This window comes from Bradyrhizobium sp. ORS 375 (genome assembly GCF_000239775.1).
Classification (GTDB): Bacteria; Pseudomonadota; Alphaproteobacteria; order Rhizobiales; family Xanthobacteraceae; genus Bradyrhizobium.
This window is the reverse complement of the sequence record NZ_CAFI01000375.1, coordinates 1-17,861: the sequence shown is the minus strand read 5'-3', so window position 1 is coordinate 17,861 and position 17,861 is coordinate 1. Positions and strand designations below refer to the sequence as shown.

Genomic DNA, 17,861 nt, shown 5'->3' with positions numbered 1-17,861 from the left:
GAGCCCGCGGCGTCCAGCCGGGCAAAAGCCAACAGCGGAGCTGTCCAGACCCATTCTAAAATCAGCATGGCTCATCCGAAATCATATTCCAATTTGGAATAGCTGATAGAAGCCCCCCGGCGCTGGCGCGGGCGGTCGCCCTCGGTCACATAACCGGTCAAGCCGCCGAAGCTGCAGGACTCGATCTCGCCAGGAATGTGTCCCTGCGGACCTCGGCGAACCAGCCAGAACAGCACCCCAAGGAAGCAGAAGCGATGCCCACGACCGCCCGCGTCGACGTCCAGGCCTTTCTCGACGACCATCCGTTCTCCGGCTTCCAGTGGCTGATCTTCGCGCTCGGCTTCGTCATCGTGCTGCTCGACGGCTTCGACACCGCCGCGATCGGCTTCATCGCGCCGTCGCTGCTGAAGGAGTGGGGCATCGAGAAATCGGCGCTCGGGCCGGTGCTGAGCGCGGCGCTGTTCGGCCTTGCCGCCGGCGCGCTGTTCGCCGGTCCCGTGGCCGACCGTCTCGGCCGCAAGCTGGTGCTGGTCGGTTCTGTCCTGATCTTCGGCATCGCCTGTCTCGCCTCGGCGTTCGCGACCAACCTGACCGAGCTGACAGTGCTTCGCTGCGTCACCGGCATCGGCCTCGGCGCCGCGATGCCGAACGCCGTGACCCTGCTCAGCGAGTACTGCCCGGGCCGTCTGCGCGCGACCATGACCAACCTGATGTTCTGCGGCTTCCCGCTGGGCGCGGCCTGCGGCGGCTTCCTCGCCGCCTGGATGATCCCGCAATGGGGCTGGCGCAGCGTGCTGGTGCTCGGCGGCGTCACGCCGCTGGTGCTGACCGTGCTGCTGATTGCGATCCTGCCCGAGTCCGTCCATTACCTGCTGTCGCGCGGCGCCGGCGTCGAGCGCGTGCGCAAGGTGATGCGCCGGATCTCGGCGGCCGCCGCCGATGTCGGCCAGTTCGTCATGCTGGAGCCGGAGCATGCCGAGACCACCCGGCGCGTCAACGCGACCGGAATCGGCATGGTGCTGTCGCCGGTGCTGCGCGTGGGCTCGCTGATGCTTTGGATCACCTATTTCATGGGGCTGGTGATCTTCTATTCGCTCATCAACTGGATGCCGATCCTGTTCAAGGACGTCGGGCTCAACCCGCAGACTGCGACCCTGATCTCGGCGCTGTTCCCGCTCGGCGGCGTCGGCGCGGTGTTCTTCGGCGTGCTGATGGACCGCTTCAACGCCAACCGCATCGTCGCGGTCGGCTATGCGCTGACGGCGGTGACGATCTTCCTGATCGGGCAGGCGGCCGGCAATATGGGCTTCCTGGTGGTGATCGTGTTCGCGGCCGGCGTGGTCATGAACACGGCGCAGTCGTCGCTGCCGGCGCTGGCCGCGTCGTTCTATCCGACCCAGGGGCGGGCCACCGGCGTTGCCTGGATGATGGGCATCGGCCGCTTCGGCGGTATTGCCGGCTCCTTCCTGGTTGCCGAATTGACCGCGCGGCACCTGACCTTCAGCGAGATCTTCACCGTGATCGCAGTTCCCGGCTTGATCGCGGCGCTCGCCCTTGTGGTAAAGCAGGCCGTGGGACCGGGCGGCCGCGCCAGCGGCAAGGATGTCGGCAGCCCCGTGGTGGCGCATTGAGCGGCGCACGGCGTCCAAACGAGATAGAATCTTGAGGGAGAGACTGACGTGATCATCGACGTGCACGGCCATTACACGACGGCTCCAAAGGCGCTGGAAGAGTGGCGCAACCGGCAGATCGCGGGCATCAAGGATCCGTCGGTCATGCCGAAGGCCTCCGAGCTCAAGATCAGCGACGACGAGCTGCGCGAGAGCATCGAGAGCAACCAGCTCAAGAAGATGAAGGAGCGCGGCAGCGACCTCACGGTGTTCTCGCCGCGCGCGAGCTTCATGGCCCACCACATCGGCGACTTCCAGGTGTCCTCGACCTGGGCGGCGATCTGCAACGAGCTGTGCTATCGCGTCAGCCAGCTGTTCCCGGACAATTTCATCGGCGTCGCCATGCTGCCGCAGTCGCCGGGCGTCGACCCGAAAACGTGCATTCCCGAGCTCGAGAAGTGCATCAAGGAGTACGGCTTCGTCGGCATCAACCTGAACCCGGACCCGTCGGGCGGCCACTGGACCTCGCCGCCGCTGTCGGACCGGCACTGGTATCCGATCTATGAGAAGATGGTCGAGCTCGACATCCCCGCGATGATCCACGTCTCGACCAGCTGCAACGCCTGCTTCCACACCACCGGCGCGCATTATCTCAATGCCGACACCACGGCATTCATGCAGTGCCTGACCTCGGACCTGTTCAAGGACTTCCCGACCCTCAAGTTCCTGATCCCGCATGGCGGCGGCGCCGTGCCGTATCACTGGGGCCGGTTCCGCGGGCTCGCCCAGGAGCTGAAGAAGCCGCTGTTGAAGGATCACCTGCTCAACAACATCTTCTTCGACACCTGCGTGTATCACCAGCCGGGCATCGACCTTTTGACCGGCGTGATCCCGATCGACAACATCCTGTTTGCCTCGGAGATGATCGGCGCCGTCCGCGGCATCGATCCGGAGACCGGCTTCTACTACGACGACACCAAGCGCTACATCGAGGCCGCCAAGCTGACGCCCGAGCAGCGCCACCAGATCTACGAAGGCAATGCGCGGCGCGTGTTCCCGCGTCTCGACGCCGCGTTGAAGGCCAAGGGCAAGTAATCTAGAGCGAGCCATGAGCACCCCCATGAACAATCTCGGCATCGTCAAGACGAAGATCACCCGCGCCGACAAGGCGGCGCTGGAGAAGCTGTCCAAGTTCGGCGTCGCCACCATCCACGAGGCGATGGGCCGCGTCGGCCTGATGCAGTGCTACATGCGTCCGATCTATCCGACCGCGAAGATGTGCGGCACCGCCGTCACCGTGCTGCTGCAGCCCGGCGACAACTGGATGCTGCATGTCGCGGCCGAGCAGATCCAGCCCGGCGACGTCGTCGTCGCCGCCTGCACGGTCGAGAACACCGACGGTTTCTTCGGTGATCTCCTGGCCACCAGCTTCCGCGCCCGCGGCGCGCAGGGCCTCGTGATCGACGGCGGCGTCCGCGACGTCGCCGATCTCACCGAGATGCAGTTCCCGGTGTTCTCGCGCGCGATCTCGGCGCGCGGCACGGTCAAGGCGACGCTCGGCTCGGTCAACATCCCGATCGTCTGCGCCGGTGCTGCGGTCAATCCGGGCGACGTGATCGTCGCCGACGTCGACGGCATCGTCGTGGTTCCGGCCGCCGTCGCGCATCAGGCGGCGGATGCGGCTGCCGCGCGCGAGGCCAACGAGGCCGACAAGCGCGAGAAGCTGGCATCGGGCGTGCTCGGCCTCGACATGTACAAGATGCGCGAGCCGCTGGCGAAGGCCGGGCTCAAGTACATCGACTGAGGCGCAATGGCAGCCGCGTCGAACCAATGGCATGTCGGGCTGATCGGCTACGGCGAGGTCGGCAAGATCCTCGCCGAGGATTTGCGCAAGGACGGCGTGCGTGTCTCGGCCTATGATGTGAAGCTCGCTGACAGCCGCGGCGACGCGATGCGTGGCCATGCCGACAGCATCGGCGTGACGCTCACGGCCTCGCATGCCGAACTGGCGGCGCAGGCCGACTTCATCGTCTCTGCGGTGACCGCGAGCCAGGACGTGGCGGTGGCGGAAGCCTGTGCTGCGTCGATCAAGCCGGGCGCCTGGTTCCTCGACTTCAACTCGGCCTCGCCCGGCGCCAAACAGCGCGCGGCCGCGCTGATCGACGGCGCCGGTGGGCGCTATGTCGAGGGCGCGGTCATGACCTCGGTGCCGCCCTATCGCATCAAGGTGCCGCTCCTGCTCGGCGGCGCCGGCGCGCGCGAGCTGGCGCCGCTGCTGAATGATCTCGGCTTTGCCGCCAAGGCCGCCAGTGACACGCTCGGCGTGGCCTCGGCGACCAAGATGTGCCGCAGCATCATGATCAAGGGCCTCGAGGCGATGGTGATCGAGAGCTTCACCACCGCGCGCGCCTATGGCGTGGAGGACGCGGTGCTGGCGTCGCTGAAGGAGACCTTTCCTGGGATCGACTGGGAGAAGCAGGGCGCCTATTTCTTTCAGCGGGTGATCGAGCATGGCCGCCGCCGCGCTGAGGAGGTGAGGGAGGTCGCCGAGACCGTCCGAGACATCGGGCTGACGCCATGGTCGGCGCAAGGCACCGCCGAGCGCCAAGCCTGGGTCGCCGATCTCGCCGATGGCGGCCTGTTTGGCACCCGCGGCACGAAAGACTTCGCGCGCAGCGCCGACTGGCGCACCGAGGCCGATCGCATTCTCAATAAGATCAAATCCAAGGAGTAGGGAACCTCATGGAGTTCCAGAAGACCCCGGGATGGCTCGACTGGTACGACGGCCCGTCGAAGCCGCGCTTCAAGGTGCCGGCCGGCAGCGTCGATGCGCATTGCCACGTGTTCGGCCCCGGCGCCGAATTCCCCTTTGCCCCCGAGCGCAAATACACGCCGTGCGACGCCTCCAAGCAGCAGCTCTACGCGTTGCGCGACCATCTCGGCTTCGCCCGCAATGTCGTGGTGCAGGCGACCTGCCACGGCGCCGACAATCGCGCCATGGTCGATGCGCTCGTGCATTCCAACGGCAAGGCCCGCGGCGTCGCCACCGTCAAGCGCAGCGTCACTGACGCCGAGTTGCAGGCGATGCACGATGCCGGCGTGCGCGGCGTCCGCTTCAACTTCGTCAAGCGTCTGGTCGACTTCACGCCCAAGGACGAGCTGGTCGAGATCGCCAACCGCATCAACAAGCTCGGCTGGCATGTCGTGATCTATTTCGAGGCCGTCGATCTGCCGGAGCTGTGGGACTTCTTCACCTCGCTGCCGACCACCGTCGTCGTCGATCACATGGGCCGGCCCGATGTGACCAAGCCGGTCGATGGTCCGGAGTTCGAGCTGTTCGTGAAGTTCATGCGCGAGCACCAGAACGTCTGGTCCAAGGTGAGCTGCCCGGAGCGGCTGTCGGTCAAGGGACCGCTGGCGCTGAACGGCGAGCAGAACGCCTATCGCGACGTGGTGCCGTTCGCGAAGCGCATCGTCGAGACCTTCCCGGATCGCGTGCTGTGGGGCACCGACTGGCCGCATCCGAACCTCAAGGACCACATGCCCGACGATGGCCTGCTGGTCGATTTCATTCCCCATATCGCCGTCACCGCGGAGCTGCAGCACAAGCTCCTCGTCGACAATCCGATGCGGCTGTACTGGCCCGAAGAATCCTAAGAGGAGGCAAGCGATGTCGCTCGACAAACCCTATACCGACGTTCCCGGCACGACCATCTTCGACGCCGACATGTCGCGGATGGGCTATCACCTCAACCAGTTCTGCATGTCCTTGATGAAGGCGGAGAACCGCGCCCGCTTCAAGGCCAATGAGCGCGCCTATCTCGACGAATGGCCGATGAGCGAGGAGCAGAAGCAGGCCGTGCTCGACCGCGACCTCAACCGCTGCATTGCGCTCGGCGGCAACATCTACTTTCTCGCCAAGATCGGTGCGACCGACGGCAAGAGCTTTCAGCAGATGGCCGGCAGCATGACCGGTATGACCGAAGACCAGTATCGCGAGATGATGATCAAGGGCGGCCGCTCGCCCGAGGGCAACCGCTACACCGGGGAGAAGAAGTAAATGGCAAAGATCTCCGCAAGCGTTTTCACCTCGCACGTCCCGGCGATCGGCGCAGCCCTCGACCTCGGCAAGACCGGCGAGGATTATTGGAAGCCGGTGTTCGCCGGTTACGACTTCGCCAAGCAGTGGGAGAAGGAGCAGAAGCCGGATGTCGTGTTTCTGGTCTTCAACGACCACGCGACCGCCTTCAGCCTGGACATGATTCCCACGTTCGCCATCGGCACTGCGGCCGAGTATCAGCCGGCCGATGAGGGCTGGGGTCCGCGGCCCGTCCCGAAGGTGATCGGACATCCGAAGCTCGCCGCGCATATCGCGCAGTCGGTGATCCAGGACGATTTCGACCTCACCATCGTCAACAAGATGGACGTCGATCACGGCCTGACCGTGCCGCTCAGCCTGATCTTCGGCCAGGTCGATGCGTGGCCGTGCCCGGTGATCCCGTTCGCCGTCAACGTCGTGCAATATCCGGTGCCGTCGGGCCGCCGCTGCTTCATGCTGGGCAAGGCGATCCGCAAGGCGATCGAGAGCTATGACGAGCCGCTCAACGTGCAGATCTGGGGCACCGGCGGCATGAGCCACCAGTTGCAGGGGCCGCGCGCCGGCCTGATCAACCGCGAATGGGACAACGCCTTCCTCGACAAGCTGATCAACGATCCGGATGGCCTGTCGAAGGTGCCGCATATCGACTACGTCCGCGAGGCCGGCAGCGAGGGCATCGAGCTCGTGATGTGGCTGATCGCCCGCGGCGCCATGAGCGACGTCAACGAGACCAAGAAGGGCAACGCGCCGACCGTGCGTCACCGCTTCTACCATGTGCCGGCGAGCAACACCGCCGTCGGCCATCTGATCCTGGAGAACAATTAAATGGCCAAAGACGGCTCTAAGACCATCAAGGTCGCGCTCGCCGGCGCCGGCGCCTTCGGCATCAAGCATCTCGACGGCATCAAGAACATCGATGGCGTCGAAGTGGTGTCGCTGGTCGGCCGCCGCTTCGACCAGACCAAGGAAGTCGCCGACAAATACGGCATCAAGCACGTCTCGACCGAGCTTGCCGACAGCCTCAAGCTGCCCGAAGTTGACGCCGTCATTCTCTGCACCCCGACGCAGATGCACGCCGCACAGGCGATCGACTGCCTCAAGGCCGGTAAGCACGTCCAGGTCGAGATTCCGCTGGCGGACTCGCTGAAGGACGCGCAGCAGGTCGTCGAGCTGCAGAAGGAGACCAAGCTGGTCGCGATGTGCGGCCATACCAGGCGCTTCAATCCCAGCCATCAGTTCGTGCACAAGAAGATCAAGGCCGGCGAGTTCCACATCCAGCAGATGGACGTGCAGACCTACTTCTTCCGCCGCACCAACATGAATGCGCTGGGCCAGCCGCGCAGCTGGACCGATCACCTGCTGTGGCACCACGCCGCCCACACCGTCGACCTGTTCGCCTATCAGGCGGGCTCGCCGATCGTGAAGGCCAATGCGATCCAGGGACCGATTCACCCGACCCTCGGCATCGCGATGGACATGTCGATCCAGCTCAAGGCCGCCAACGGCGCGATCTGCACCTTGTCGCTGTCGTTCAACAATGACGGCCCGCTCGGCACCTTCTTCCGCTACATCGGCGACACCGGCACCTACATTGCCCGCTACGACGATCTGGTGAACGGCAAGGAAGAGAAGATCGACGTCTCCAAGGTCGATGTCTCCATGAACGGCATCGAGCTGCAGGACCGGGAGTTCTTCGCCGCGATTCGTGAGGGCCGCGAGCCGAACGCGAGCGTCGCCCAGGTGCTGCCCTGCTACCAGGTGCTGCACGACCTCGACGAGCAGCTCGCCAAGGGCTGAAACCTTTCCCTCCTCGCGCGTGTCGCGCGCGGGGAGGGTTCGTGGTGAGGCGTCGCTCTACGGCGCCTTCGACAGCTTCAGCCGCGGCAAGGTCGCCACGATCTTTTGCTTGCCGTCGACGATCTCGGCCAGGAAGCTCTCGCGGTCGATGTCGCCGTTCTGGTCCCAACTCGCCTCCATCAGCATGCCCGGCGCCTTGTCCGGGGTCAGCGTCAGGCCCTTCATGGTCGCGCCGAAGGCGTGGCCATCGAACTTGCCGATCATCTCGGTCACGTATTTGACGAGATAGACCGCGGTATAGCCCTTGATGCCGTTGTGGTCCGGCCAGTAGCGGTAGCGGTCGCTGAACTTCTTCGCGAACGCCTGGATGGCCGGAACGGGCGCATCCGCGCTGAGGCCGACATGGCCGCGCACGCCGTTGGCGGCAGGGCCCGCGAGCTCGACGACCTTCTGGCTGAGCAGCGTGGTCTCGCCGAACAGCGGCACCGACAATCCCTGGCGTTTGGCCTCGATCAGGAAGCGCGCGCTTTCCTCCTCGTTGGTGTAGACGAAGACGGCGTCGGTCTTGACGTTCTTCAGCTTGATGACGTCGGAGCCGAAATCGACCTGACCCTGTTCGGTGGACAGGTCGGACGCGATCTCGATGCCGCGCGCCTTCATCTCCTTGACGAAGCTGTCGCGGCCGCCCTTGCCGAAATCGTTGTTCACCCAGACGACCGCGACCGACTTCACCTTGAGCTGGTCGTGCAGATAGTTGGCGATCTTCGGCATGCTGAACTGCTGGCCGAAGGCGGTGCGGAAGATCCAGGGATTGCCCTGCGTGGTGATATCGGCGGCCTCGGCGCCGACGATCTGCGGCACCTCGGCCTGCTGGGTCAGCGCCATGTTGACCTTCACCGAGCCGGAGTAGATCGGACCCAGCACGACGTAGGGCTCGCGGTCGAGCACCTTCTGCACCTGGGCGCGCGACACGCCCGGATTGCTCTGGGTGTCCAAATGCTCTGTCGCGATCTTGCGGCCGAGAATGCCCCCGGCGGCGTTGATCTCGTCGACGGCCATCGCGACGCCGTCGCGCCAGTTGGTGCCCGACACGGCTCCAGGACCGGAGAGCTCGACGACGTCCGGAATGTAGACGGTGGTCTCAGCGTGCGCCGCGCCTGCCCATAGCGATGCGGCCAGTGCCGCCCCGCTCAGAAACCTCAGATGCCTCATGACGTCCTCCCGCTTGCTTCTTTGTTATGTCGTTGACCCCGGCGTCGCGTCTTCAAATCCGAGCAGCCGTCGTGGCGTTCGCCACAGCAGGCGATGCTGATCGTCGGGATCCGGAAAAATCTCGGCAATGCCTGCCAGCAGCGGTCCGTAATCCAGACGCTCGGGCGCGCGCAGGAACGGCCAGTCGGAGCCCCAGACGCAGCGGTCGAGCGTAAAGGCGTCGACCAGCGCGGCAATGAACGGCCACGCATCCGCGTAGGGCCATGGCTGCCGGGCGAACTTGTAGTAGCCCGAGAGCTTGACGACGGCGTCGCGCTCGCGACCGAGCGCGAGCAGCGCCTGGAACGAGGGGCGCTGCAGGCCATGCTCGACGACCGGCCGGCCGCAATGGTCGAACACCAGGTGGACCCTGGATCGTGCGATCAACGGCAACAGGTCTAGCAGTTGATCATGTTCGACCTGGATCTGCAGGAACAGGTCCAGCTCGGCAAGCTTCTCCAGCAGCGGCGCAGCGTCGCGGTAGTAGTCGTTGCCGTGAAACGGCAGGTTGAAAGCGATGCCGATGACGCCGGCCTCCTTGAGGCGTTCCAGTTCGTTAATATCGACGTCCTTCTCGACGACCGCGACGCCCTTGAACCGTCCGTTCCCGAGCCTGAGCGTATCGAGCAGGATGCGGCTATCTGAGCCGTAGCCCGAGTTCGTCGCGACGATCAGTGCATGCCTGACGTCGAACAGGTCCAGCACGCGGATGAGATGTGCGGCGGGAGCGACCTCCTGGCCTGTCGGCCGGTACGGCGTGTCGGACGCATAGGGAAAACGCGCGGGATCGATCGCGTGGATGTGGCAGTCGATCCTGGGGCCCGTGGGCAGTATCATCATTGCGCGCTTTGTCGGATGGTCAGAACGTCGCCTGAATGGCCTTGATCAGTTCCGGTGTCACGTTCGGCAGCACGCCGAACCAGGCCTGGAACGCGAGCCGCGCCTGATTGAGCAGCAGGCCGAGCCCGTTGACCGTTGTGCAGCCACGGGTCCGCGCGTCGGCCAGGAACGGTGTTTCCAGCGGCGTATAGATCAGGTCGGCCACGAGCGTCTTCGCCGAGAGCTTCGCCAGATCGATCTCCAGCGCCGGCTTGCCGATCATGCCGCGATCGGTGCTGTTGATCAGCAGTGCGACGTCGGCGACAGCGGCCGAGCGATCGTCCCAGGCGACCGTGCGGATTGCCGATCCGAACTCCGTGGCCATGGCTTGCGCCTTCTCGGCAGTCCGGTTGCTGATGCGGATGTCGCGGGCGCCGTTCTCCAGCAGCGCCACGACGACCGCGCGCGCCGCGCCACCGGCGCCAAGTAGCAGGATCGGACCTTCATCGGCACGCCAGCCCGGCTTGGCGTCGCGCAAGCTCTGCACGAAGCCGTTGCCGTCATTGTTGAAGCCGCTCAACGTGCCATCCTCCTCGACGACGATGGTGTTTACGGCCCCGATGCGGCGCGCGGTGTCGTTGACGCGGGCGAGCAGCGGCATGGCCGTCTGCTTGTGCGGCATTGTGACGTTGCAGCCGCGAAAGCCGAGCGCGACCAGCCCGGCGAGCGCGTCCTTGAGCCGCTCCGGCTGGACCGCCAGCGGGACATAGGCGCCGCGCAGCCCGTGTGCATTGAGCCAGAAATTGTGGATCGTGGGAGAGCGGGAGTGCGCGACGGGCATACCGATGACGCCAGCCAGTCCAAATCCGTTCGCTTGCGACATGCTGCGCCGTAACCTCCCGGTTCGAGGTCGACCTGTTTCGGCCGATGATGAAATCGTCTTATGGTCAATGATCCAGCCAGGCAATTGAAACATTCCGTCACAGTGTCCATCGCAATGCACGCATCGTTTCGTGGTCTGAACTGGATGCAGCACCGCGATACCCTGCCTCTGGGCAAAGCGGCGGCTGGTTTCTATGATCGCGAACCACGGTCGCGCTGAGGCTCCAGGCCGCGTCCGACCGGCTACGGGGGATCTCCATTGACCATTCAGTCTCCGCTCTCCATCGCGACCGAAAGCTTCACCGATGCCGCCGACGCGGTGGCCCGGCTCGAGGAGATCTATGAGCGCAATACCGCGTTCCTGCGCGGTCACTTCGAGGCCTACGCCAACGGCGTGGTGCCGGCGAGCCGCGTCCGCGCGACCTATCCGTTCGTGCGCCTCACCACGGCGAGCCACGCCCGGCTCGACTCGCGCCTCGCCTACGGCTTCGTCGCGGGACCCGGCGTGCACGAGACCAGCATTACGCGGCCCGATCTTTTTCGCTCCTATCTCACCGAGCAGATCCGGCTGCTCGTCGAGAACCACGGCGTTCCCGTTGAGATCGGTGAGTCCGCCGAGCCGATCCCGGTGCATTTCGCCTACCGCCGCGACATCAACATCGAGACGGCGCTGCCTCATCACGAGAGCCCGCTGGTGACGCGCTCGCTGCGCGACGTGTTCGACGCGCCTGATCTCGCGACCATGGACGATGCCATCGCGGACGGCACGCTGGAGCTGAAGCCGGGCATGCCCGAGCCGCTGTCGCTGTTTCGCGCCGCGCGCGTCGACTACTCGCTGCGCCGGCTCTACCACTATACGGGCACCGACCCGGACCACTTCCAGAACTTCGTGATTTTCACCAACTACCAGTTCTATGTCGACGCCTTCGCCGATTGGGGCCGACAGCAACTGGCATCCGGGCAGGCCGGACCCGAGGCGTTCGTCGAGCCGGGCAACGTCATCACGCGCAATGTCCGCCTCGGCGGCGGTACGACCGGTACATCGCCGGCGCGCACGCCGCAGATGCCCGCGCTGCATCTCGTCGAGCCCAGGCACCAGGGCATCACCCTGATCAACATCGGCACCGGCCCGTCGAACGCGCGCAACGTCACCGATCACATCGCGGTGCTGCGGCCGCACGCCTGGCTGATGGTCGGCCATTGCGCGGGACTGCGCAACACCCAGCGGCTCGGCGACTACGTGCTCGCCCACGGCTATGTCCGCGAGGACCACGTGCTCGACCAGGAGCTGCCGCCGTGGGTGCCGATCCCGGCGCTGGCCGAGGTGCAGGTCGCCCTCGAGGAAGCCGTCGAGGCCGTGACCGGCTATTCCGGCTTCGAGCTGAAGCGGGTGATGCGCACCGGCACAGTCGCGAGCGTCGATAATCGCAACTGGGAGATCTCGGGCCCCGCCGTGATCCGGCGTCTGTCGCAATCGCGCGCGGTTGCGCTCGACATGGAGTCGGCTGCGATCGCCGCGAACGGCTATCGCTTCCGGGTGCCCTACGGCACCTTGCTCTGCGTCTCCGACAAGCCGCTGCATGGCGAGATCAAGCTCGCCGGCATGGCCAGCGACTTCTACCGTCAGCGCGTCGGCCAGCATCTCCAGATCGGGCTGAAGGCGCTGGAGCTGTTGAAGCAACAGGAGTCGGAGCGGCTGCATTCGCGCAAGCTGCGCAGCTTCGCCGAGGTCGCGTTTCAGTAGCGTCCTTGAGATCAGCGCGCCCGGCGCTGATCGAAGGCCTGACGCGCCTGCTCGACCTCGGGCATCTTGGCGATGGTCCAGGCGTAGAGCGCGCGGAACGGCGGCTGCAAGGTGCGGCCGAGCGGCGTGATCTCGTACTGGACCGCCACCGGCGAGTCCGCGATCACCTCGCGCGCGACGAGGCCGTTGCGCTCGAGCCGGCGCAGGCACTGCGTCAGCGCCTTCTGCGTGACGCCCTCGAGCTGCTTCTTGATCGCGTTGAAACGCAGCGGGCCGCCATCGAGCACCGCCAGCACCATCATCGACCATTTGTCGGCGATCTGGTCGATCAGCACCCGGCTCGGGCATTCCGACGAGAAGTGCTGCGGCTTGCAGCGGAGCAGGGCGGTCGGCGTCGACGTATCCGTCAAGGCAGTGGTTTCCTCTGATATACCTGAGCGATTTCGGGTGCCCCATTGACTTCAGGTTTCCGAAGTATACTGGAGCGGTTCCGAACGCAATGGAGCCTCTCGAATGTCCGATCTCGATACCAGCGTGCTGTTTCGTCCGTTTCGCCTGAAGTCGCTGGAGCTGAAGAATCGCATCGTCATGGCGCCGATGACGCGCAACGCCGCGCCGAACGGCATTCCCGGCGAGGCCAACGCCGCCTATTACCGCCGCCGCGCCGAAGGCGGCGTGGGGCTGATCCTCACCGAGGGCACGGTCATCAACCGCCCGGCCTCGCGCAACGAACCTCAGATCCCGTTCTTTCATGGCGAGGCCGCGCTCGCCGGCTGGCAGAAGGTGGCGAGCGCCGTGCACGCCGCCGGCGGCCGCATCGCGCCGCAGATCTGGCACACCGGCTCGACCAAGGGCATGAGCCGCTGGGAGCCGGACGCGCCCGTCGAGAGCCCGTCGGGCCTGGTCGCGCCGGGCAAGCCGCGCGGCAACACAATGACCGAAACCGACATCGCCGACACCGTCGCGGCGTTCGCGCAGGCCGCGGCCGATGCCAAGCGCACCGGCTTCGACACGGTCGAGGTCCATGGTGCGCATGGTTATCTGGTCGATGAGTTCTTCTGGTCGGGCACCAACAAGCGCGAGGATCGCTATGGCGGTCCGACCATCAAGGAGCGCTCGCGCTTTGCCGGCGAGATCATCGCTGCGATCCGCAAGGCGGTCGGTCCTGATTTCCCGATCATCCTGCGCGTCAGCCAGTGGAAGCAGCAGGACTACGCGACGCGCCTCGCCGAGACGCCCGCGCTGATGGGCGACTGGCTGCAGCCGCTGGTCGACGCCGGCGTCGACATCCTGCACTGCTCGCAGCGCCGTTTCTGGGAGCCGGAGTTTCCGGAGATCGACGGCGAAAAGGGGCTCAACTTCGCCGGCTGGGCGAAGAAGATCACGGGGGCGGCGACCATCAGCGTCGGCTCGGTCGGTCTGTCCGACGAATTCTTCTCGGCCTTCGCCGGCAAGCCGTCGAGCTCGGCCGATCTCGATGCGCTGCTCGAGCGGATGGCGAAGGACGAGTTCGACCTCATCGCCGTCGGCCGCGCGCTGATCAGCGATCCCGATTGGGTCGCCAAGATCAAGGCCGGCGACAAGGCCGGGCTCAAGGGCTTCAACGCGGCGGATCTCGGCGCGCTGGTGTGAGCTCTCGCGGCTCGCTCTGGTGAGGGGGGCTCTCCGCGCGTTCGGTGCGTGTGGCTGCCCCTCACCCCAACCCTCTCCCCGTAAGAACGGGGAGAGGGAGCGCACCGTCAGCGGGGTGCGAGCTTGGGCTCTCATCTGTTTCTTGCAACTAACTAGTTCACCGTCAGCTCCAGATACAGCGGGCTGCGGAACGTCGAGGACGGCATCCAGGGCAGTTGCTCCTGGGTGCGGCGATACTCGGGGACGACCTTGTGCAGCTCGTCGAAGGCGATCTTGATCGCCATCCTCGCGATCGCTGAGCCCAAACAGGCGTGGACGCCGCCACCGAAGCCGAGATGGCCGCGCGGCTTGCGGGTGATGTCGTAGACATCGGGATCGGGAAACTGCCGCTCGTCGCGGTTGGCGGAGCCGTAGGCGAGGCAGACGAAGTCGCCTTCGCGCATGGTCTGGCCATGCAGCGTCAGATCCTTCTGCAGGCAGCGGCGGAAGCGCTGGGCCGAGGTGTTGAAGCGCAGCGACTCTTCCACCGCATCCGCCAGCAGATCGGGATTGGCGACCACGGCGCGACGGGCGTCGGGGTGGTCGGCGAGGTTGTAGGCGAGCATGCTCATGAAGCCGCCGAGCGACTCGATGCCGGCCATGATCAGGGTCGTGGTCGTCAGCAGCACCTCGCGCTCGTCGAGCCTGTCGCCGTCGATCTCGGCCATGCTGAAATGCGAGATCAGATCGTTCTGCGGACGCGCGCGGCGCTCGGCGATGACGCCCGCCGCATAGTCCTGCATCCAGTTGTAGGCGGCGATGTGCTGCGGGCCCTTGGCGCGGCTCACCGGATCGCTCTGTACCATCAGCACGGCCTTGTCGCGCACCGTCTGCTCGTCGCCGAGCGGCAGGCCGAGCGCGGCGAACAGCACGCGCACGGTGAATTTCGAGGAGAACGCCTCGATGAAGTCGAAGCGATCCTGGCCGCGCAGCGCCTCGGCGCTGGCGCGCGCGATGTCGCGAATCGGGCCGGACAGGCTCTCCAAATTGCGCTTCATGAAGGCGTGCTGGACGAGGCCGCGCAGCCGGTCATGGCGCGGCGGATCGGTGGTGCCGAGCGTCGCGCCGGCGCGGTTCGGCAGCTCGGTCATCAGGTTGCCCTTGGCCGAGGAATAGGTCTGCCAGTTGGTGCCGGCCGCCGCGACGTCGGCGTAGCGCGACAGGATCCAGACCTGGGCTTGCGGGCTCCAGAAGCAGGGATGCTCGTCGCGCAGCGTCTTGTAGAACGGGAACGGGTCGGCATCGACCGCCGGCGAATACGGGTCGAACGTGAACATCTGTCGGGCCTCCTCTCCATTGAGTGTGGTCGTTGTTGTTCTTTTCACTGATGTAACCGAGCCGTGGCCGCGGCGTGAGACACGAACGCCGGTCAAGACTTGTACTTTTCCGACATTCCGGCTTAGCTGCCGCGCATGCCACGCTTTCGCACCAAGCCCTCGATTCCCGCCTTCGCGCTGTATGGCGAGGCCTCCGCGGCGCAGCCGGACATGCTGCATGTCGAGCCGATCCAGGTGCGCAGCAAGCTGTATCGCTGGGAGATCGAGGCGCACACGCATCAGGGCCTGCACCAGATCCTCTGGGTTGCCTCCGGTCCTGCCGAGATCGCCTTGGACGAACGCCGCGAGCGCTGCACCGGCCCGGTGGCGATCATCATCCCGCCCGGTGTCGTCCATGCCTTCCGTTTCTCGCGCGAGACCGATGGCTTCGTGCTCACCTTCAATCCGCGTGCCGTGGTCGAGGGCGATGTGCCGGCGACCGGGGAGGCGCTGCGCGATCTGTTTGCAGCGCCGCAAATCCTGCATCTGGAGCCGCAGGCGGTGGCGACGGGCCGCATCGCCGCGCTGTTCGTCGACCTTGCCGATGAGTTCGCCGCCGCCGACTCGGCCGCGTCGCCGGTGCCGCATTGGCTCGGGCGCTCGATCGTGTGGCGGCTGGCGCAGCAGAGCGCGCGGCTGTCGCAGGGCGCGCGGCGCGGCAGCGGGCATGCGGATCTGTTCACCCGCTTCATCGTGCTGGTCGAGGCGCATCACCGCGACCACTGGTCGGTGGCGCGCTACGCCGATGAGCTCGGCATGACGCCGGAGCGGCTGAACCGGCTGACGCGGGCGGAGACCGGACAGTCTGCGCTCGATATCGTGCATGCGCGGCTGGCCCGCGAGGCCTGCCGCCGGCTGACTTATATTGCAGCGCCGGTGTCGAAGCTGGCCTTCGAGCTGGGCTTCAAGGATCCGGCCTATTTCTGCCGCTTCTTCAAGCGCCACACCGGCGCCAGCCCGCGCGACTACCGTCGCGCGATAGGCGTGGCCGACGACGCCCGCGGCTGATCCGGCGGGAGCAGGGTACCGGCGCGCTGTTCCATCTCGATGTCGGAAAAGTGCAAGAGAATGCAGCGTCCATCCAAGTGAAGCCGCTCGTTCCTTGGTAAAATCCGCGACTGACAAGCAAACCCAACAAACCTGTCGTCGCGAATCCGGGAGAAGAGGCCCATGAAAGTCCAAGTCTGCATCATCGGCGGCGGCCCGTCGGGCCTCATGCTGTCGCAGCTCCTGCACCTGCAGGGCATCGATACGATCATCCTGGAGAAATCCAGCCGGGACTATGTGCTGTCGCGCATTCGCGCCGGCGTTCTCGAGCATGGCTTCGCCAAGCTGATGCGCGAGGCGCAATGCGGCGAGCGCATGGACCGCGAGGGCGAGATCCATCACGGTTTCTACATCGCCCATGACGGCAAGCTCGACCGCGTCGACCTGCACAAATATTCCGGCGGCAACTCGGTGATGGTCTACGGCCAGACCGAGCTGACGCGCGATCTCTACGAGGCGCGGGACAAGCTCGGCGGCAAGGTCGTGCACAATGCGCAGGATGTGACCCCGCACGACATTGCCACCGACAAGCCTTACGTCACCTATCGCAGCGGCGACGAGGTGATCCGCGTCGATTGCGACTACATCATCGGCGCCGACGGCTTCCATGGCGTCAGCCGCAAGTCGATCCCGCAGGACAAGATCAAGGAATATGAGCGGGTCTATCCGTTCGGCTGGCTCGGCGTGCTGTCGCGCACCAAGCCGGTGTCGCCGGAACTGATCTACGCCAAGCATGAGCGCGGCTTCGCGCTGTGCTCGCTGCGCTCGCAGGTGCTGAGCCGCTATTACGTCCAGGTGCCGCTGACCGACAAGGTCGAGGACTGGAGCGACGACGCGTTCTGGGAGGAGCTGAAGCTGCGCTTGCCCGCAGAGATCTCCGCCAAGCTGATCACGGGGCCGTCGATCGAGAAGAGCATCGCGCCGCTGCGCAGCTTCGTCTGCGAGCCGATGCGCTATGGCCGGCTGTTCCTCGCCGGCGACGCCGCCCATATCGTGCCGCCGACCGGCGCGCGCGGACTGAACTCGGCGGCGTCCGACATCTACTACCTCTATCATGCGCTGCTCGATCACTACAAAAAGGGCGACGACACCGGCATCGACGGCTACTCGCAGCGGGCGCTGGCGCGCATCTGGAAGGCGCAGCGCTTCTCCTGGTGGATGACGACCCTGCTGCATCGTTTCCCCGATCGTCTGCCGTATGAGGACAAGCTGCAGGACACGGAGTTCGAGTATCTGTTCTCGTCCGAGGCCGCGCAGCGGTCGCTGGCGGAGAACTATGTCGGGCTGCCGTTCTAAATGAGTCAGGCGGTGCCGTGCCGGCGAACTTCGAGGGTACGAGCGCCTCAGCACACTCTCCTGTCGTCCCGGCCTTGAGCCGGGACCCATAACCCCAGGGAGCGGTTTGGGGCACGCTGGCAATTGGCTTTTGTGCTCATTATGACCGCCGCGGCGTATGGGTCCCGGATCGGCGCCGCAACGCGCTTCGCGGGTCGCGCTTGTCCGGGACGACGGCGGAGGGCGGGGGGCGATTCACGATTCAAACAGCTGTGGACTAGGGACATGCCATCGCAATCTCGCGGCGCATCGCGCCCGAGGTCTGCCTTCAGTCCGTCCCTCGCAAACAT

At 65.6% G+C, this 17,861-nt stretch carries 17 protein-coding genes; 12 read left to right on the top strand and 5 right to left on the bottom strand.

Annotated elements, in window-relative coordinates; translation table 11 throughout:
- Positions 1-254 precede the first annotated feature (254 nt).
- From BRAO375_RS26055 to BRAO375_RS26020, 8 genes are read left to right on the top strand one after another with little or no spacing between them, the layout of a single operon-like run.
- Positions 255-1,631, top strand: coding sequence for an MFS transporter (locus BRAO375_RS26055; RefSeq protein WP_009030432.1), 1,377 nt, complete (start codon positions 255-257; stop codon positions 1,629-1,631).
- A 48-nt stretch (positions 1,632-1,679) separates the two neighbouring features.
- Complete coding sequence (locus BRAO375_RS26050; RefSeq protein WP_009030431.1) at positions 1,680-2,705, top strand: amidohydrolase family protein; 1,026 nt, start codon at positions 1,680-1,682, stop codon at positions 2,703-2,705.
- Positions 2,706-2,718: 13 nt separating this feature from the next.
- Positions 2,719-3,414 (top strand): 4-carboxy-4-hydroxy-2-oxoadipate aldolase/oxaloacetate decarboxylase, encoded by a 696-nt coding sequence (ligK, locus tag BRAO375_RS26045; protein WP_175345367.1) that lies wholly within the window; start codon positions 2,719-2,721, stop codon positions 3,412-3,414.
- 6 nt (positions 3,415-3,420) lie between these two features.
- Positions 3,421-4,344: an NAD(P)-dependent oxidoreductase gene (locus BRAO375_RS26040; RefSeq protein WP_009030428.1), complete on the top strand. Its 924-nt coding sequence runs from the start codon at positions 3,421-3,423 to the stop codon at positions 4,342-4,344.
- A gap of 8 nt (positions 4,345-4,352) precedes the next feature.
- Entirely contained in the window at positions 4,353-5,267 is a 915-nt protein-coding gene (locus BRAO375_RS26035; RefSeq protein WP_009030427.1) for an amidohydrolase family protein, read from the top strand.
- A gap of 13 nt (positions 5,268-5,280) precedes the next feature.
- Positions 5,281-5,670: a protocatechuate 4,5-dioxygenase subunit alpha gene (gene ligA / locus BRAO375_RS26030; protein WP_009030426.1), complete on the top strand. Its 390-nt coding sequence runs from the start codon at positions 5,281-5,283 to the stop codon at positions 5,668-5,670.
- Entirely contained in the window at positions 5,671-6,534 is an 864-nt protein-coding gene (locus tag BRAO375_RS26025) for a class III extradiol dioxygenase subunit beta (protein WP_009030425.1), read from the top strand. It begins immediately after the preceding gene.
- Positions 6,535-7,506, top strand: a complete 972-nt coding sequence (locus tag BRAO375_RS26020; RefSeq protein ID WP_009030424.1) for a Gfo/Idh/MocA family oxidoreductase — start codon at positions 6,535-6,537, stop codon at positions 7,504-7,506.
- Positions 7,507-7,563: 57 nt separating this feature from the next.
- On the opposite strand, the gene BRAO375_RS26015 is transcribed toward BRAO375_RS26020, so the two are convergent.
- From BRAO375_RS26015 to BRAO375_RS26005, 3 genes are read right to left on the bottom strand one after another with little or no spacing between them, the layout of a single operon-like run.
- On the bottom strand, positions 7,564-8,718 hold the full coding sequence (locus BRAO375_RS26015; protein ID WP_009030423.1) for an ABC transporter substrate-binding protein: 1,155 nt from the start codon (positions 8,716-8,718) through the stop codon (positions 7,564-7,566).
- Between the two features lie 24 nt (positions 8,719-8,742).
- Positions 8,743-9,594, bottom strand: coding sequence for an amidohydrolase family protein (locus BRAO375_RS26010; RefSeq protein ID WP_009030422.1), 852 nt, complete (start codon positions 9,592-9,594; stop codon positions 8,743-8,745).
- 22 nt (positions 9,595-9,616) lie between these two features.
- The gene (locus tag BRAO375_RS26005; RefSeq protein ID WP_009030421.1) at positions 9,617-10,459 is read right to left on the bottom strand and encodes a shikimate dehydrogenase; all 843 of its coding nucleotides are present in this window, start codon (positions 10,457-10,459) and stop codon (positions 9,617-9,619) included.
- 258 nt (positions 10,460-10,717) lie between these two features.
- Between BRAO375_RS26005 and BRAO375_RS26000 the strand changes: the two genes are divergently transcribed.
- Positions 10,718-12,202, top strand: coding sequence for an AMP nucleosidase (locus BRAO375_RS26000; protein ID WP_009030420.1), 1,485 nt, complete (start codon positions 10,718-10,720; stop codon positions 12,200-12,202).
- Positions 12,203-12,213: 11 nt separating this feature from the next.
- On the opposite strand, the gene BRAO375_RS25995 is transcribed toward BRAO375_RS26000, so the two are convergent.
- On the bottom strand, positions 12,214-12,537 hold the full coding sequence (locus BRAO375_RS25995; RefSeq protein WP_009030419.1) for a winged helix-turn-helix transcriptional regulator: 324 nt from the start codon (positions 12,535-12,537) through the stop codon (positions 12,214-12,216).
- Between the two features lie 178 nt (positions 12,538-12,715).
- On the opposite strand from BRAO375_RS25995, the gene BRAO375_RS25990 reads away from it, so the two are divergent.
- Positions 12,716-13,834, top strand: a complete 1,119-nt coding sequence (locus tag BRAO375_RS25990; RefSeq protein ID WP_009030418.1) for an NADH:flavin oxidoreductase — start codon at positions 12,716-12,718, stop codon at positions 13,832-13,834.
- A 152-nt stretch (positions 13,835-13,986) separates the two neighbouring features.
- Here the strand turns inward: BRAO375_RS25990 and BRAO375_RS25985 are convergent, their stop codons facing one another.
- Positions 13,987-15,150: a cytochrome P450 gene (locus BRAO375_RS25985; protein ID WP_009030417.1), complete on the bottom strand. Its 1,164-nt coding sequence runs from the start codon at positions 15,148-15,150 to the stop codon at positions 13,987-13,989.
- Between the two features lie 135 nt (positions 15,151-15,285).
- Between BRAO375_RS25985 and BRAO375_RS25980 the strand changes: the two genes are divergently transcribed.
- Both BRAO375_RS25980 and pobA read left to right on the top strand, forming a co-directional pair.
- Entirely contained in the window at positions 15,286-16,197 is a 912-nt protein-coding gene (locus BRAO375_RS25980) for a helix-turn-helix domain-containing protein (RefSeq protein ID WP_009030416.1), read from the top strand.
- A gap of 162 nt (positions 16,198-16,359) precedes the next feature.
- Positions 16,360-17,532: a 4-hydroxybenzoate 3-monooxygenase gene (pobA, locus tag BRAO375_RS25975; protein WP_009030415.1), complete on the top strand. Its 1,173-nt coding sequence runs from the start codon at positions 16,360-16,362 to the stop codon at positions 17,530-17,532.
- Positions 17,533-17,861 lie beyond the last annotated feature (329 nt).

Bases quoted from the DNA above. Each gene is read 5' to 3' on its own strand.
- BRAO375_RS26055 (WP_009030432.1), top strand. From the start codon at position 255: ATGCCCACGACCGCCCGCGTCGACGTCCAGGCCTTTCTCGACGACCAT.
- ligK (WP_175345367.1), top strand. From the start codon at position 2,719: ATGAGCACCCCCATGAACAATCTCGGCATCGTCAAGACGAAGATCACC.
- BRAO375_RS26040 (WP_009030428.1), top strand. From the start codon at position 3,421: ATGGCAGCCGCGTCGAACCAATGGCATGTCGGGCTGATCGGCTACGGC.
- BRAO375_RS26035 (WP_009030427.1), top strand. From the start codon at position 4,353: ATGGAGTTCCAGAAGACCCCGGGATGGCTCGACTGGTACGACGGCCCG.
- ligA (WP_009030426.1), top strand. From the start codon at position 5,281: ATGTCGCTCGACAAACCCTATACCGACGTTCCCGGCACGACCATCTTC.
- BRAO375_RS26025 (WP_009030425.1), top strand. From the start codon at position 5,671: ATGGCAAAGATCTCCGCAAGCGTTTTCACCTCGCACGTCCCGGCGATC.
- BRAO375_RS26020 (WP_009030424.1), top strand. From the start codon at position 6,535: ATGGCCAAAGACGGCTCTAAGACCATCAAGGTCGCGCTCGCCGGCGCC.
- BRAO375_RS26015 (WP_009030423.1), bottom strand. From the start codon at position 8,718: ATGAGGCATCTGAGGTTTCTGAGCGGGGCGGCACTGGCCGCATCGCTA.
- BRAO375_RS26010 (WP_009030422.1), bottom strand. From the start codon at position 9,594: ATGATACTGCCCACGGGCCCCAGGATCGACTGCCACATCCACGCGATC.
- BRAO375_RS26005 (WP_009030421.1), bottom strand. From the start codon at position 10,459: ATGTCGCAAGCGAACGGATTTGGACTGGCTGGCGTCATCGGTATGCCC.
- BRAO375_RS25990 (WP_009030418.1), top strand. From the start codon at position 12,716: ATGTCCGATCTCGATACCAGCGTGCTGTTTCGTCCGTTTCGCCTGAAG.
- BRAO375_RS25985 (WP_009030417.1), bottom strand. From the start codon at position 15,150: ATGTTCACGTTCGACCCGTATTCGCCGGCGGTCGATGCCGACCCGTTC.
- BRAO375_RS25980 (WP_009030416.1), top strand. From the start codon at position 15,286: ATGCCACGCTTTCGCACCAAGCCCTCGATTCCCGCCTTCGCGCTGTAT.
- pobA (WP_009030415.1), top strand. From the start codon at position 16,360: ATGAAAGTCCAAGTCTGCATCATCGGCGGCGGCCCGTCGGGCCTCATG.